This window comes from Streptomyces sp. NPDC031064 (assembly GCF_055570965.1).
Genome location: NZ_JBVIGF010000004.1, coordinates 430,528 through 444,914 on the forward strand (window position 1 = coordinate 430,528; position 14,387 = coordinate 444,914).

A 14,387-nucleotide genomic window follows, 5' to 3' on the forward strand; every position below is an offset into this window, starting at 1 on the left:
GGGTCGGACAGATCGGTGGCGCGCGGGCGACGGTCATGGGGCGGCAGCGCTGCCGGCCCCGTGGCCGCTCGACGCGGTGCCGCCCGGGGTGGCGCACCCGGAAGCCTGCCGCGCGGTGGTGCGGTGGGTGCGGGAGTACCTGGCCCGCCCGCACGGCGAGCTCGGGCGGCCCGGTCCCGTCTGCCCGTACGTGCCCGGCGCGCTGGCCCATCGGGGCCTGCGGGCCGCGGTGTGGCCCGACCGGCCGTCGGGGACGGGAGAGGTGATCGCGGTGATGCGGGCGTACCGGGACTGGTTCACCGGGCACGGCGGCGTCATGCCCCAGGTGGCCGACCGGCGAAGGGCCGCACTCCTGGTGCTCTTCCCGGCGCTCACCCGGAAGGACCTCGCCTGGGCGATCGAGGCGGCACAGCGCGCGCTGAAGACGGAGTTCGTCGAACAGGGCCTGATGGTCGGGGAGTTCCACGACGGTCCGCCCGCCGCCCCAGGTCTGTGGAACCGTGACTTCCGCCCACTGCGCAGCCCGGTGCCCCTGCTGGCCATTCGGGCCATGGTCCGCTCCGACCTGCCGTTCCTGCTGGACGACGCTCGCCAACTCGCCGCCCACCAGGGACGTTTCGGCGTGACGCACGGGCGGGTGAGCTGACGGGTGGGGCGGCACGTGGTCATCGTGGGAGGGGGCGCCACGGGCGTCGCCGCGTTCGTCGCGCTGGTCCGGCACCGGGTCGCGGCACGCATCGACATCGTCGATCCGTTGCCGGTGGGTACGGGCAGGGCGTTCGCGACGACGTCACCGGCGCTGCTGTGCAACACCTCCGTGGGCATCATGTCCCTGGTGCCGGGCTCCCCGGACGACTTCCTGGACCACCTGCTGGCGCGTGGGGTCCCCGCCGACCGGTACGCCTTCGTCCCCCGCCACCACTTCTCCCGGTACGTCCGGGACCGCTACGTGACCTACGGAGTGCTGCACCGGCGGGGTGGCGGGGCCGGCGGGCACGTACCCGGACGGGCGAGCGCCGTGCGCCGTCTCCCCGGTGGCGGGTACGAGGTCGTGCTCGACGACGGCCGCCGCGTCGGCGCCACCGACGTCCTGCTCTGCCAGGGCTACGCCGGTCCTGTCGTACCCGCGACACTGCGGCCCCATCTCGGCAGGCAGGGGCTGTTCCTCGGCCCGTACCCCGAGGGCGCCCTGCTCGCGGCGATGCCCCGGACCGCCTCCCGCGTCCTGGTGCTGGGCAGCAGGCTGTCCGCGATCGACGCCGCGCTGCTGCTGTGCGGGGCGGGTCATCGCGTCGTCATGGCGTCCCCCTCGGGAGAGCTGCCCGCCGTACGCGCCCGTACCGGAGCCCGCCCCGGCCCGCCGCTGACCGCGGACTTCGCCGCCCTGGACTTCTCCGGCCCCCGGCTCGAACGGCAGCTCGTCGCGCTCGTCGCCAAGGCGACGTCCACCGTCGGTGCCGAGCGGCTCCGCGACCAGGTGACCACGTCCGTCGACACGGTGGAGCGGCTGCGCCGGGAGATCCGGCTCGCCGAGAACGGCCACACCCACTGGCAGGACATCCTCTGCGCGTTGGTGGACGCGGCGAACCAGGTGCTGCCGGCCCTGGACGCCCCGGCGCGCGCGACCGTACTGCGGCGGTGCGCGCCGCTGCTCCGCTACCTCGGCGCCTTCCCGCTCGGCACGGCCCGGACCCTCCTCGGCCACATGGAGTCCGGCCGGCTGACGGTCCGGCGCGGGGTGCCGGCGGAGGTCGCGCCCGGTCCGCCCTGGCGGGCGGTGTGGGCCGGGGGCGAGGCCGAGCGGTTCGACGCCGTCGTCACGGCCGCGGGCTACGACGACCCGCCGCTGCACACGTCGGGCGACCGGCTCCGCCTCGACGCCCCCACCCCGCGCTCTCGCCCGGGGCCGGCGCCCCACATCGGCGAGGACCTCCGCGTCCGCTTCCCCGGCAGTCCGGTGCCGGAACGCGTCTGGGCCGTGGGCGTCACCTCGTCGTCCCGCGTACCGAGCGTCAACGCCGTCTACCCCGTGGTCCAGCAGGCCGACACCATCGCCCGCGGGTGGCGTGATCAGGACACGCCGGACCCGGCCGGCACCCGCCGGGCGGCCACCCGCGCGGCCACGTCAGCTCGTGCCGAGGATGCGGCAGACGGGGCCTTCCGGGCAGGTGGCCGGGTCGGTGGCGTCGGCCTTCTCCTTGAGGTCGAGGAGGGCGGTCCGGGCCCGGGTGAGCTCGGCGATCCGCTCCTCGACCTGCCGGAGGTGCCGGGCGACGAGCATGCCGACGTGGCCGCACGGGGCCTCGCCGCTGTCGCGGATGGTGAGGACCTCGCGGATCTCGGCGAGGGTGAGCCCGGCGGCCTGGGCGTTGCGGATGAACGCCAGCCGGTCGGCCGCCCGGGGCGGGTAGTCGCGGTAGCCCGAAGGGGTGCGGGGAGGTTCGGGGAGCAGCCCGGCCTGCTCGTAGAAGCGGACGGCCTTGGTGCTGATCCCGGCCGTGGTGGCGAGGGCTCCGATGCGCATGTGTCCACCGTACGGCTTGACCTTCCACCGCACTGGAAGGTCTAGCGTCGCCGGCATGGAGACGGTGGCATTGACCGTGCTGGTGGTGCCCGGGTGCCCGAAGGCCGACGTGCTGCGGGAGCGGCTGGCCGAGGCGATGGCCGGGCAGGAGGACGACGTCCGGGTGGAGTGGCGGGAGGTGCGGGACGAGGCCGAAGCCGTACGGCTGGGCATGCACGGCTCGCCGACCCTGCTGGTGAACGGCGCCGACCCGTTCGTACGGGAGGGGGAGGCGCCGAGCCTGTCGTGCCGGGTGGACCCCGGCGGGAGCGCCGTGCCGACGGTGGACCGGCTGCGTGCCGTCCTCGCCGTGGTCCGGGGCGGCCGGGGGCGGCTCGCGCCCGAGTAGGGCGGCCGGCGCGCGGTGCAGCGGGCGGTGCTGCGCGCCTTCGCCACGCACGGCCGGCCGCCGACGGAGGAGGAACTGGCGGCGGCGGCAGCGCCGTACTGGCGGAGGCGCTGGGCCGGGCCGTCTTCGGACCGCTGCTGACCTGAAGCCCGCTCAGCGCACCGGGCGGCGGCGGGAGCGGCGGTTCCAGCGGTACGCGAAGAGGAGCACGTCGAGCACCAGCACGACGATGCCGATGATCAGCAGGTACATCAGGCCCTCGGCGACGGCGCCGATGAGCCCGAGAATGATCGCGACGATGATCAGGAACAGGAACAACGCCATGGGGCGAACACCTCCTCGGGGTGGGCGGCCGGGTCAGCGGCGCGCGAGCTTCCGTTCGCCGTTGGCGCCGGGCTGGTAGGCCATGCCGTAGTGCTGGAAGATCTGGGCCTCGCCCTCGACGGGCAGGACGTCGTCCGTGCCGATGGACGGGGCTTTGCGGACCTCGCCCTTGGGGTGCGAGACCTTGAGGTAGCCCGGTCCGACGACCGCCTCGTCGAGGGGGACGAAGACCAGCCGCTGCCGGGTCGGCAGTCCTGTCCTGACGGTGGCCATGGCCGGTTCGTCGGTGGCGGTGTCCACGTAGACGGCCTCCAGCACGCCGATCTTGTGCCCCTTGGGGTCGACGACATCGTGATTGCGCCACTCGCGGATATCTGCTGACTGGATCATGCGTTCTGCCCTCTGAGCGGGTCCGTACGGGTCGTGCTCGCGTCCTCGCAGTCCAGCCTCCGCCCGCACGCCGTACGGCGCCACCGCACCGCCGCCAAAAGTGGTTGCAAGATGGGACTAGATAGTTCTACATTGCAACCATGTCCGGTCGTTCCGACGACGCTTCGGCGGAAGCGTTCTCCGATGCCTTCGTGCGCTTCGTGCGCACCTTCGGCCTGCTCGACGCCGATCGCACCCCGTGCGGCGCCCCGCTGTCCACGGCGGAGGCCCACGCGGTCACCGTGCTGCGCCCCGGGCGCCTGTCCCAGCGGGCGCTGGGCGAGCGGCTGAACCTCACCAAGTCCACCACCAGCCGGCTCGTCGACCAACTGATCGCGCGCGGCTGGGCCGACCGGGCGGCGGACCCCGCCGACGGCCGCGGCCGGCTCGTCGGGCTGACCGAACGGGGCGAGCGGGTCGCGGCCGACGTGGCCCGCCGCCGGGCCGACCGGCTCTCCACACTCCTCGACAGGGTGCCGAAGGCGCAGCGCCCCGCCGTGATCCGGGCACTGCGCCTACTGGAGGAAGCAAGCCGTGACCTGTAGAGGTGCCCTTCGGGGCATACGCCTCCTCGTGCCGCTCGTACCGCTCGTGGCGCTGCTGTCCGCCGGCTGCGCCGCGTCCGACGGGGCGCCCGCGGACCGGCCCGGGCCGGAGCGGTCCCGGCAGGAGCAGTCCCGGCAGGAGGAGGTCGCCCGCAAGGGCGCCTCCGTCATGCCGTTCGACCTCGACCGCACCACCCACCGGTTCACACCGGCCGCCGACGGACTGGTGGAGGAAGTGGTGAGCGACGACCCCGCCGACGCCGGGCAGATCCGGCTGATCCGCGCACACCTGGCGGGCGAGGCGCAGCGGTTCCGCGAAGGCGACTACGGCGACCCCGCCCGTATCCACGGCACCGGCATGCCGGGGCTCGGGGAACTGGCCGCCGGCGCCGACCGCGTCCGGATCACGTACGCCGACCGGCCCGCCGGCGCCACCCTGCGGTTCCGCACCGGCGACCCCGCCCTGGTCGACGCCCTCCACCGGTGGGGCGCGGCCCAGGTCTCCGACCACGGGGAACACGCCACCCACTGACCCGGCCACCGGCCCCGGTGGCCCTGGGGTGTACCTGCCGCTCGGCCATGCTTTATGTTGCGGAGGCAAAGCAAGGGGGACGGACGACGCATGGCACGGGATTACGACAGCCAACTGCTCGAGTCGGTGGCCGTACGCCGGCGCAGAATGCGGGACGCGCTGCTGTTCGGCGCGCAGCGGGCGCGGCGTACGGCGGACGAACGGCTCGGGAAGGTCTTCGCGGGCATCGCCATCGCGGCCGTCCTGTGCGCGGGGTGCGTCGGGTGGTCCTTCCTCCAGCACACGCTCGCCAAGCAGAAGGCCGAGCAGCGGAAGCAGGAACAGCGGTACGAGCAGCCGGCGAAGCCGGCGAAGACCGAAAAGCCGGAGGAGTCCGGCGAATCCGGCAAGAGTTCGCAGTAACTTCCGTAAAGGGAATGGGGGAAACGCTGGCAGTGCAGACATCGAGTCCGGTGGAAATGACCCGAATGTTCCCGACGCCGCGATGATAGGTTCCCGTAAGTGGTGAGCACAGCAACGACTTCCCGGGCGCAACTGAGCCGGGTGACCCTGGTCGGCGAGCGACGCCGGGCCGACATCGTCCTGCCCTCCGACACACCGATCGGTCAACTGCTCCCGGACATCCTCCAGTTGCTGGACGACCGGGCCGCCTCGCGCCCGATGACCCGGCAGTTGATCACGTCCGACGGCTCCGCGCTGCCGCACGACAGCACGCTGGCGTCGGCCGAGATCGCCGACGGCGCCGTCCTCCGGCTCGTCCGGGCGCACTCCGCACCGCCCGCGCCCGTGGTCCACGACGTCACCGACCAGGTGGCCGACGACCTCGACCTCCAGGCCTGGCGCTGGCGCCCCGCCGCCCGCCGGGCCGGCGCCGGCGTGGCGACGGTCGCCTTCGCGGTGACCGCCGCGCTGCTGGCCCGCCGGGAGTTCGCGCTCGACGCCCTGGCCGGCGCCCTCGCCGCCGTGACGTTCCTCCTCCTGGCGGCCGGTGCGCTGGTCGCCAGGATAGGCAAGGGCAACCGGGGCCTGGCGACCGCTCTCCTGCTCGCCTCCGGCAGCCTCGGTGTCCTCACCGCCTGGACCGCCGCCGACGCGAACGCCTGGTCCGGCGCCGTGCGGCTCGCGGCCGTCGCGGGTGCGCTGGTCGTGACGCTGGCGATGCTCGGGTACTTCTCGCCGCTCGGCCGGGGCGGGCTCATCGGCGCCGGCGCCACCGCCGGGATCGCCCTCGTCTGGGAGGCCGTCGCCGCCGTCCAGGACGACCTGGCCCGGCTCGGCGCCGTCATGGCCGTCTTCTCCGTGGTCCTGCTCGGCCTGCTGCCCCGGCTCGCCCTGATGGCGTCCGGCCTCACCGCGCTGGACGACCGCCGCTCGGGCGGCGTGTCCGTCAGCCGCCACCAGGTGGGCAACGCCCTCGCGGCCACGCACCGGGGCCTCGCCCTCGCCACGATCGTCACCGCCCTGTCGGCGGCGGCCGGCGGCTGGCTGCTCACCCTCGCGGACCGGCCGACCGTCTGGACGGTCGTGCTGCCGTCGGTCGTCGCCGTGGTGCTCCTGTCCAGGGCGCGGGCCTTCCCGCTGGTCGCGGAGGTCGTGGCGCTGTTCACCGCGGCGGCGTTCCTCGTCGTGCGCCTCGTGATGCTGTGGATGGACCACGCCGGGGGCGCCGGCCCGCTCACCGTGCTGTGCGCCGCCGCGGTGCTGCCGCTGGTCGTCCTCGCCATCCAGCCGCCGGAGCACGTGCGGGTGCGGCTGCGGCGCATGGCCGACCTGGTCGAGTCCATCGGCATGGTGGGGCTGTTCCCGCTCGCGGTCGGCGTGTTCGGCGTGTACGGGCAGTTGCTCAACAAGTTCTGAGTTCAGCGGCAGGGCGGGAGAAGAAGGGCAGACATGCCGAACGGAGACAACTGGCAGGGCGACGTCCTGCGCGACCTGCGCGCCGGTGCGGCCCGGCAGGCCACGCCGCGGGAGGACGCCCAGGGCCAGGCCCCGGACACGCCCGGCACGCCCGTCGCACCGGGCACGCCCGACGCGGCCGGTACGCCCGGCACTCCGGTGCCCCCGGGCGCGGCGCCCGTCGCCCCGGCCACCCCGGGGGACGGCGCCCCGGTGCAGGGAACGAACACGGCCGTCCCCCTGCCGCACCAGGCGGCCTCCCCGGCCCCCGGCCCGGCCGGCACGGCGCCCCAGGGCGCGCCCCAGCCCCCGGCCGGGTACGCCCACCAGGCCCCCGCGCCGCCCGCGCCCACCGCCCCGGCCGCGTACCCGCCGCCCCAGCCGCAGGCCCCCCAGCAGTACCGGCCCCACCCCCAGGCGCACCCGCACCAGGCGGCCGCCCCCGGGGCGTACGCCCAGCACCGGACCGCGCCCACCACCCCCGACTCCCGGCCCGTCGTCGACAAGGGGCTCGCCGCCGCCGGGCGCAAGGCGCGTCACGGGGAGGGGTTCGCCACCCGGGCCGTGCGGGCCGTGCGCCGTACCGTGTCGTCGTCCGCCGCCCGCGAGGTCGCCGAGACCACCCGTACCGCCGAGACGCTCCAGCAGCCGGTGACGACCGGGCGGCAGATCGCCGTCACGTCCATCCGGGGCGGGGCCGGCAAGTCGACGGTCGCCGCGCTGCTGGGGCTCACGTACGCGCACTACCGGCAGGACCCCGTCCTCCTCGTGGAGGCCGACCCGGCGCTCGGGTCGCTGCCGCTGCGGCTCGGCGCCGAGACGCTGCGGTGGACCACCGGCGACGTCGCCGGCATCGTCGAGCCGCAGATGTCGCTGCTCGACGTCACCGGCTACCTCGTCCAACTGCCCGACAACGCCTGGCTTCTGCCCGGCAGCCAGGGCCAGATCGGGGCCATGCTGGACACCCGCGCGTACGAGCGGGTCATGGTGGCGCTGCGCCGCTACTTCGGCGTGACCGTCGTCGACTGCGAGACCCTGCCCGCCGAGGTCGCCCGCGTCGCGCTGTCCGCCGCCCAGGCCCGCGTCCTGACCGCGCCCGCCACGCTGGAGGGCATCACCAGCACCTACGCGGTGCTCCAGTGGATGCAGGGCCTGCCCCGCCACGTCATCGCCGGCACCGTCGTCGTCCTCACCGAACTCGTGCCGCACACCGGGCTCGACCTCGACAAGGCCGCCGAGAGGCTCGCCTCCACCGGGGCGAGCGTCCAGGTCCTGCCCTACGACCGGCACCTGGCCGCCGGCGGCCCGATCCGTACCGAGCTGCTCGCCCGGCCCACCCGGCAGGCCGCCACCCGCCTGGCCGCCGACGTCTTCCAGCTCTCCCAGAAGCGCCACTGAGGCGAGGGACACAGGGACACAGGGACCCAGGGACACGATGAGCACCCGACTGATACACCGCCCCGCCAGGACCACCCGGCCCCCGGCCGCCTCCGAGGCGCGCACCATCGAGGCGCCGCCCAACCTCCCCGAGGGCAAGGGCGGCAACATCGCGATGTCGCTGCTGCCCGTCGCCGGTGTCATGTCGTCCGTCGTGATGATGACCGTCGTACGCAACAGCCAGTTCGCCGCACTGGGCGCGCTGATCCTCGTCATCACCATCATCGGCTCGCTCGTGCTCGTCTTCTCGCAGCGCGGCAAGGCCCAGCGCACCCGCCGCACCCAGCGCGAGGCCTACCTCGCCTACCTGGAGGACCTGCGCGAGGAGCTCTCCGCCGAGGAGCGCGAGCGGCGCGAGCGCGCCGATGTCCTCAACCCGCCGCCGCACGCGCTGTACGACATCGTCCGCGACCCGGCACGTCTGTGGGAGCGCCGCCGGCTCGACGCGGACTTCCTCCGCGTCCGCGTGGGCACCGGCGAGATGCCCGTACGCGACCTGAGGATCGCCGACCAGGGCGGCTCGTCCGTCCTCACCCCGCCCGACCGCTTCATGCTCAACGAGGCGTCGGCGCTGATGGACCGCTTCCGCACCGGCACCGAACTCCCGCTGACCGTCCCGCTGGACCGCGTCGGCAACATCAGCGTCGTCGGCCCCCGCGAGGACTGCCTGCGCGTCGCCCGCGCCCTGCTCGTGCAGGCCGCCGCCATGCACGCCCCCGACGACGTGGCCATCGCGCTCGCGGTGCCCGGCGGGCGGCTGGCCGACTGGGAGTGGGCCAAGTGGATGCCGCACCTGCTCGACACCGAGCAGTTCGACGGCCCCGTCGCGGCCCGCCGCATCGCCCCCTCCGCGCCGCAGCTCGCCCGGCAGCTCGGCCCCGAACTGCGCCGCCGCGCCTCCTACGCCGCCGAGGTCCGCCGCGGCCTGTCCGGCAAGGACGCCCTGTCGATGTCGTCCCGGCTGCTCGTGGTCACCGACGCGCACGGCGAGGACGCCGTCGACCTGCCGCGCCCCGACGACGCGGTGGGGCTGCGCGAGATGGGCGTCACCGTCCTGCACCTGGTCGAACAGCGCGTCCAGGAGCCGGGCCACGTCGGCGTCCGCATCACCGTCGACGGCGACCAGGTGCTCATCGAGGACCTGCGCGAGCAGGAGCCGGTCAGCGCGCACGGCACGGTCGACGAGGTGTCCGTCCCCTTCGCCGAGGGCCTGGCCCGCATGCTGGCGCCGCTGCGGCTGTCCGCCGAGTCGCTGGTCGACGCGCCGCTGTCCGGGCCCGTCGACTTCGCCGACCTGCTCGGCATCGACGACGTGGCGCGCCTGGACCTGGCGACGCTGTGGGCGCCGCGCGGCGAGCGCGCCTTCCTCCGCGTACCGATCGGCATCAGCGACTCCCGCGAGCCGGTGCTGCTCGACCTGAAGGAGTCCTCCGAGCTGGGCATGGGCCCGCACGGCCTGTGCGTCGGCGCGACCGGCTCCGGCAAGTCGGAGCTGCTGCGCACCCTCGTCCTGGCGCTGGTGGCCACCCACCCGCCGGAGGACCTCGCCCTGGTCCTGGTCGACTACAAGGGCGGCGCGACCTTCGCCCCCTTCGCGGACCTGCCGCACGTCGCCGGTGTCATCACCAACCTGGAGAACCAGGCCGGTCTCGTGGAGCGCGTCCACGCCTCGCTCGCCGGTGAGGTCAAGCGCCGCCAGCAGGTCCTCAAGGACGCGGGCAACGTCGCCGACATCGGCGACTACGCGGCGCTGCGCGCCGAGAAGCGGCCCGACCTGGACCCGCTGCCGCACCTGTTCATCGTCATCGACGAGTTCGGCGAGCTGCTGACCGCCAAGCCGGACTTCATCGACCTGTTCCTGTCCATCGGCCGCATCGGCCGCTCCATCGGCGTGCACCTGCTGCTGTCCAGCCAGCGCATCGAGGGCGGCAAGCTCAAGGGCCTGGACACCTACCTGTCGTACCGCCTGGGCCTGCGCACCTTCTCCGCCGACGAGTCGCGCACGGTCCTGGACACCACCGACGCCTTCCACCTGCCGCCGCTGCCCGGCTTCGGCTTCCTGAAGGTGGACACCAGCCACTACGAGCGGTTCAAGGCGAGTTACGTCTCCGGTGCCTACCGCGGCCCGGTGCGGCGCGTGGAGGACGAGGACACCGGGCCGCTGGCCCTGGAGTACGAGGCGTACAACACCCTCGGCCAGGCGGAGGAGTCCGGCGCGCAGGAGGCGGCCACGGTACGGCGCCGCGAGACCGGGCCCACCGAACTGGGCGTGATGGTCGAGCAGTTGGAGAACGCGCCGACCGACCCGGTGCGCCGCATCTGGCTGCCGCCGCTGCCCGCCGCGGTCGCCCTCGACCAGGTCGCCGGCCCCCTTGAGGCCGGCCCGCGGGGCATGCAGCTCGCCGGCCGCCGCGGCCCGCTCCAGGTGCCGCTCGGCCTGCTGGACGACCCGACCAAGCAGTGGCAGGGCCAGTGGTACCTGGACCTCACGGTCGCGGGCGGCCACGCCGCCGTCATCGGCGGCCCCCAGTCCGGCAAGACCACCCTGCTGCGCACGCTCGTCCTCTCGCTCGCCCTCACCCACACCCCGCAGGAGGTGGGCGTCTACGGCCTCGACCTGGTCGGCGGCGGCCTCCAGGCCCTCTCCGGCCTGCCGCACGTCGGCGGCATCGCGAGCCGCGCCGACCGCGAGCGCGCCGCCCGCACCGTCGAAGAGGTGCGGAACATGCTCGCGGCCCGCGAGGACCTCTTCCGCGAGCACAACATCGACTCCGTCGAGCAGTTGCGCACCCTGCACGCGGCGGGCCGGCTGCCGCAGCTCGCCTCCGCCGAGATCGTGCTCGTCATCGACGGCTTCGGCGCGCTGCGCGACGACTTCGACGAGCTGGACGACGCCGTCGTCGACATCCTCAAGCGCGGCGGCGGGTACGGCATCCACGTCGTGGCCGGCATGCTCCGCTGGAACGACGTGCGCATCGCCACCCAGTCGTACTTCGGCACCCGGGTCGAGCTGCGCCTCAACGACGCCACCGAGACCAGCATCGACCGCAAGCTCGCCGAGACCCTCTCGCCCGACGAGCCCGGCCGCGTCCTGACCGACGGGCAACTGTTCGCGCAGGCCGCCCTGCCGCGTACGGACGGGCTGTCCGACGCCACCGAGCTGGGCACCGTCCTGGAGCGCACCGCCCGCCAGGTCCGCGCCGCCTGGAGCGGCGAGGTGGCCCAGCCGGTCCGGGTCCTGCCGCACGTCCTGGAGCCGCACCTGCTGCCGGGGCCGGTCGCCGAGCCCAAGCGGGTGCCGATCGGCCTGGACCAGACGGCGCTCGCGCCGGTGCTGCTCGACCTGTTCGAGCACGATCAGCACCTGCTGGTGATGGGCGACAGCGAGTGCGGCAAGACCAACCTGCTGAAGACCATCGCGGGCGGGCTGATCGACCGGTACGGGGAGGACGAGCTGGTCCTCGCCGTCATGGACCCGCGGCGGGGCCTCAGGGGCGTCGTGCCCGAGGAGTTCCTCGGCGGGTACGCGTACAACGCCAAGCTGTGCGGGGGCCTGGCCGCCGGTATCGCCACCGAGCTGGAGAAGCGGCTGCCCGACGAGACCGCCCGCCTGGAGGACCTGGAGCCGGGCAGTTGGGGCAGCGGTCCGCGGATCGTGGTCCTCGTCGACGACTACGACGTGCTCACGACGGCCGGGCAGGCGCCGCTCGCGCCGTTCCTGCCGTACATCCCCTCGGCGGTCGACATCGGCCTGCACTTCGTGCTGACGCGCCGGGTCGCGGGCGCGTCGCGCGGCATGTACGAGCCCCTGGTGCAGGGGCTGCGCGAGTCGGGGGCGTCGGCGATCCTCATGGCGGGCGACCGCAGCGAGGGGCAGTTGTTCCCGGGCGTGTACGCCTCGCAGCAGCCGCCGGGCCGGGGCGTCCTGATCCGCAGGGGCCAGTCGAACCGCCTGATCCAGACGGTGTACACACCCGACCACTGATGAAGAAGGACCGGACGGACCCATGACCAAGGACGTCATCGCCCTCACCGAGCGCATGCCCGACCCGTGGAGCGTGCTCGCGGGCCTGCTCTCCGGCGGCCCCGACAAGCTGGTGAACACCACCGGCGAGGACGCCGTCGTCCAGCTCTGCGACGAGGAGGGCCGGCCGCTCGTCTCCGTCGAGGCGCCGCTGCTGGTGCAGGTCGCGGGCGAGGCCGAGCGGCTGCTGGGGGCGACGCCGCCGCCGGTGCCGTTCTGGTGGACCGAGGCCCGCGCGACGACCGGGGTCGCGGAGGCGGAGCGGCTGGCGGGCACGTTCGCCGCCCGGCTGACCTCGCTGACGGGCGGCTCGGCGTGGCCGCCCGAGGCCGCCCGGTCGCTGGCCGTGGTGGCGTCACAGGGCGTGGGCGTGGCGCCTCCGGCGGAGGCCGCGACGCCCGCCGTGGACGTCCTCACCGACAAGGTCGCCGTCGTCATCCAGGACCGCCCGGTGGTGGCCATGACGGCGTGGCTCGCGGACGCGTTCCGGGCGGCGGCCGAGGGCGGGCTGGGGCTCCAGATCGTCAGCCCGGCCGGTACGACGCTCTCCCCGGCGGTACGGGGCAGCCTGCCCGGCTGGCCGTCGCGGTGGGTCGTGCAGGACGAGCGGGACGGCTACTACGACGGGCTGTCCGGCGCGGTGCTGGCGTGGCGGGACGGCATGTTCGCCCCCGTCGCGGCGCCCGGCTCCACGGACGAGGAGCCGCGCGCCCGGGTGGCGGCCTCGTACCAGGAGGGCGTCGAGGACACCGGTGAGCGGCAGTTGGCGCTGACGTTCCGCACGGTGCACCCGGCGGACGACCGGCTGGTGCTGGGCGGCGCCCTGGAGGCGGTGTGGCGCGAGCTGACGGGCGAGGCGCCCGCCGGGTGGGGCACGGCGGAGCCGGCCAACCTGCCGTGGTCGCTGCGCCGGCTGACCGACGTCGCCCACGAGCGGGCCCCCGAGCCGACGTGGGTCGTGGTGGTCGGCAGCCCGCAGCGGCCCGGCCTCGCCACCGTGCGCGTCAGCCGTACGAAGGCGGGCGTGGAGGAGGAGGTCACGCTCGCGTTCGGGTACGGGGCCGGCGAGGAGGCGCCGGTGGACGCGGTGCGGCGGGCTGCGGAGGTGCTCGCCACCCGTCACCACCTCCAGTCGATGCTCGTACAACTCCGCAAAGCACGGCGTGACCTGGCGGTGCCGCCGCGCTTCGAGGGGCCGGGCGTCCCGCTGGCCTTCGTGCTCGGCGCGGATGAGGTCCGTGCCATGCCCGGCGACCGTGCCCGGAACACGCCGCTGGACCGTGCCCCTGTCCCGCTGGGCCCGAAAACCCGCCCGGCGCTGTACTACCCGCTGCCCGGCGACCCCTCGGACCTGTCGGGGTGGCGGGACTTCGAGCGGTTGGTGCGGCACCTGAAGGGCGAATGACCCCGTCGGATGTCATGTGTTCGTCACAGAGGGTCCCGGGTGTGTGATTGCTGATTGCAAGAGCGACGCATGAGTTGATAGGCATGTCGTACATTCGATCCATACGATCGTCCATCGCAGCGGGGGGAGAGCCCGATGAAGTTCGATATGGGGGCGCAGGTTCTGTCGACCCTGATGTCTCAGTCGCAGGGTTCGAGCAATGACCTGGGCCTGTTGATCCGTCAGCTCGTCCAGGCGGCGGCGCCCTTGGAGGGCAAGTTCAACGGCGCGGGCAAGGTGGCGTTCGACTCGTTCAAGTCGCGCTCGGACGAGATCACGGCGGCGCTGAACGGCTCGCTGGCGGCCATCCTGGGCGGCCAGTCGGGCATGGAGTCGGCCTTCGGCTCCGGTGACCAGGAGCAGGGCGACAACGCGCGGACGCAGATGTCGGCGGCGAACTTCGACGCGGCGCGTTTCTCGGGCCGCTAGACCGATCCGTACACGGGGAGTTGATTTGTGATGGCTGCTGCGGGTAGCGACCGTCGTTCGTACGACACGGGTGCCTCGTCCGAGGCGCAGATGAACATCCAGGCCGTGATCGCGCGCCTGGAGCAGGTGATCACCGCGCGTGACGCGCAGGTCAAGGCGGCGATGACGGACTTCGCGGCCGACGGCGTGGCGGACGAGTACCACGGCAAGGAGCTGCGCTGGAACGCGGCCTCGCAGGAGGTCCGCAACATCATCCAACTGCTCAAGACGACGCTGGAGAAGAACGACGCGACGGCGCAGCAGACCCTCCAGCGGGCGAAGGCCGCGGTCGACAACATCGGCTGACGCGTCGCGGGTGCGGGCGCTGAGGCAAGCAGGGCAGCAGGATTAGCAGGGGTTCGCAGGGGGAGCGTTC

At 74.1% G+C, this 14,387-nt stretch carries 14 protein-coding genes and 1 pseudogene; 12 read left to right on the forward strand and 3 right to left on the reverse strand.

Features of this window, described 5'->3' with window-relative positions; genetic code table 11:
- Positions 1-88 precede the first annotated feature (88 nt).
- Complete coding sequence (locus ACZ46W_RS17310; protein ID WP_468338066.1) at positions 89-646, forward strand: DUF6875 domain-containing protein; 558 nt, start codon at positions 89-91, stop codon at positions 644-646.
- A 24-nt stretch (positions 647-670) separates the two neighbouring features.
- Positions 671-1,096: pseudogene (locus ACZ46W_RS17315) on the forward strand (FAD/NAD(P)-binding protein); the annotation flags it as partial.
- A gap of 1,029 nt (positions 1,097-2,125) precedes the next feature.
- On the opposite strand, the gene ACZ46W_RS17320 reads toward ACZ46W_RS17315, so the two are convergent.
- A complete protein-coding gene (locus ACZ46W_RS17320; RefSeq protein ID WP_468338789.1) occupies positions 2,126-2,581 on the reverse strand; it encodes a heavy metal-responsive transcriptional regulator in 456 nt (151 codons plus the stop codon).
- Between ACZ46W_RS17320 and ACZ46W_RS17325 the strand changes: the two genes are divergently transcribed.
- On the forward strand, positions 2,580-2,912 hold the full coding sequence (locus ACZ46W_RS17325) for a DsbA family protein (RefSeq protein WP_468338069.1): 333 nt from the start codon (positions 2,580-2,582) through the stop codon (positions 2,910-2,912). The genes ACZ46W_RS17320 and ACZ46W_RS17325 overlap by 2 nt on opposite strands.
- A gap of 153 nt (positions 2,913-3,065) precedes the next feature.
- Here the strand turns inward: ACZ46W_RS17325 and ACZ46W_RS17330 are convergent, their stop codons facing one another.
- On the reverse strand, positions 3,066-3,236 hold the full coding sequence (locus ACZ46W_RS17330) for a hypothetical protein (protein ID WP_468338072.1): 171 nt from the start codon (positions 3,234-3,236) through the stop codon (positions 3,066-3,068).
- A gap of 33 nt (positions 3,237-3,269) precedes the next feature.
- The gene (locus tag ACZ46W_RS17335) at positions 3,270-3,626 is read right to left on the reverse strand and encodes a PRC-barrel domain-containing protein (RefSeq protein WP_468338075.1); all 357 of its coding nucleotides are present in this window, start codon (positions 3,624-3,626) and stop codon (positions 3,270-3,272) included.
- A gap of 140 nt (positions 3,627-3,766) precedes the next feature.
- Here ACZ46W_RS17335 and ACZ46W_RS17340 point away from each other — a divergent pair, with 140 nt between their 5' ends.
- The 9 genes from ACZ46W_RS17340 to ACZ46W_RS17380 all read left to right on the forward strand — a co-directional run bounded on the left by ACZ46W_RS17340 (position 3,767) and on the right by ACZ46W_RS17380 (position 14,317).
- Positions 3,767-4,210: a MarR family winged helix-turn-helix transcriptional regulator gene (locus ACZ46W_RS17340; RefSeq protein ID WP_468338078.1), complete on the forward strand. Its 444-nt coding sequence runs from the start codon at positions 3,767-3,769 to the stop codon at positions 4,208-4,210.
- On the forward strand, positions 4,200-4,742 hold the full coding sequence (locus ACZ46W_RS17345; RefSeq protein ID WP_468338081.1) for an aspartate carbamoyltransferase: 543 nt from the start codon (positions 4,200-4,202) through the stop codon (positions 4,740-4,742). Before ACZ46W_RS17340 ends, ACZ46W_RS17345 begins: the two co-directional genes overlap by 11 nt.
- A gap of 90 nt (positions 4,743-4,832) precedes the next feature.
- Positions 4,833-5,144 (forward strand): hypothetical protein, encoded by a 312-nt coding sequence (locus ACZ46W_RS17350; protein ID WP_366128187.1) that lies wholly within the window; start codon positions 4,833-4,835, stop codon positions 5,142-5,144.
- Between the two features lie 99 nt (positions 5,145-5,243).
- Positions 5,244-6,599: a type VII secretion integral membrane protein EccD gene (eccD, locus tag ACZ46W_RS17355; RefSeq protein ID WP_468338084.1), complete on the forward strand. Its 1,356-nt coding sequence runs from the start codon at positions 5,244-5,246 to the stop codon at positions 6,597-6,599.
- A 33-nt stretch (positions 6,600-6,632) separates the two neighbouring features.
- On the forward strand, positions 6,633-8,036 hold the full coding sequence (locus tag ACZ46W_RS17360) for a MinD/ParA family ATP-binding protein (RefSeq protein ID WP_468338087.1): 1,404 nt from the start codon (positions 6,633-6,635) through the stop codon (positions 8,034-8,036).
- 37 nt (positions 8,037-8,073) lie between these two features.
- Positions 8,074-12,060 carry a type VII secretion protein EccCa gene (gene eccCa, locus ACZ46W_RS17365; RefSeq protein WP_468338090.1) on the forward strand — a complete coding sequence of 1,329 codons (3,987 nt, stop codon included), beginning with the start codon at positions 8,074-8,076 and terminating at the stop codon, positions 12,058-12,060.
- A 22-nt stretch (positions 12,061-12,082) separates the two neighbouring features.
- Positions 12,083-13,504, forward strand: coding sequence for a DUF6177 family protein (locus ACZ46W_RS17370; RefSeq protein WP_468338093.1), 1,422 nt, complete (start codon positions 12,083-12,085; stop codon positions 13,502-13,504).
- A 135-nt stretch (positions 13,505-13,639) separates the two neighbouring features.
- Positions 13,640-13,972 (forward strand): hypothetical protein, encoded by a 333-nt coding sequence (locus ACZ46W_RS17375; protein WP_468338096.1) that lies wholly within the window; start codon positions 13,640-13,642, stop codon positions 13,970-13,972.
- A 30-nt stretch (positions 13,973-14,002) separates the two neighbouring features.
- The gene (locus ACZ46W_RS17380; protein WP_468338099.1) at positions 14,003-14,317 is read left to right on the forward strand and encodes a pore-forming ESAT-6 family protein; all 315 of its coding nucleotides are present in this window, start codon (positions 14,003-14,005) and stop codon (positions 14,315-14,317) included.
- Positions 14,318-14,387: the final 70 nt, after the last annotated feature.

Bases quoted from the DNA above. Each gene is read 5' to 3' on its own strand.
- ACZ46W_RS17325 (WP_468338069.1), top strand. From the start codon at position 2,580: ATGGAGACGGTGGCATTGACCGTGCTGGTGGTGCCCGGGTGCCCGAAG.
- ACZ46W_RS17320 (WP_468338789.1), bottom strand. From the start codon at position 2,581: ATGCCGGCGACGCTAGACCTTCCAGTGCGGTGGAAGGTCAAGCCGTAC.
- ACZ46W_RS17330 (WP_468338072.1), bottom strand. From the start codon at position 3,236: ATGGCGTTGTTCCTGTTCCTGATCATCGTCGCGATCATTCTCGGGCTC.
- ACZ46W_RS17335 (WP_468338075.1), bottom strand. From the start codon at position 3,626: ATGATCCAGTCAGCAGATATCCGCGAGTGGCGCAATCACGATGTCGTC.
- ACZ46W_RS17340 (WP_468338078.1), top strand. From the start codon at position 3,767: ATGTCCGGTCGTTCCGACGACGCTTCGGCGGAAGCGTTCTCCGATGCC.
- ACZ46W_RS17350 (WP_366128187.1), top strand. From the start codon at position 4,833: ATGGCACGGGATTACGACAGCCAACTGCTCGAGTCGGTGGCCGTACGC.
- ACZ46W_RS17360 (WP_468338087.1), top strand. From the start codon at position 6,633: ATGCCGAACGGAGACAACTGGCAGGGCGACGTCCTGCGCGACCTGCGC.
- eccCa (WP_468338090.1), top strand. From the start codon at position 8,074: ATGAGCACCCGACTGATACACCGCCCCGCCAGGACCACCCGGCCCCCG.
- ACZ46W_RS17370 (WP_468338093.1), top strand. From the start codon at position 12,083: ATGACCAAGGACGTCATCGCCCTCACCGAGCGCATGCCCGACCCGTGG.
- ACZ46W_RS17375 (WP_468338096.1), top strand. From the start codon at position 13,640: ATGAAGTTCGATATGGGGGCGCAGGTTCTGTCGACCCTGATGTCTCAG.
- ACZ46W_RS17380 (WP_468338099.1), top strand. From the start codon at position 14,003: ATGGCTGCTGCGGGTAGCGACCGTCGTTCGTACGACACGGGTGCCTCG.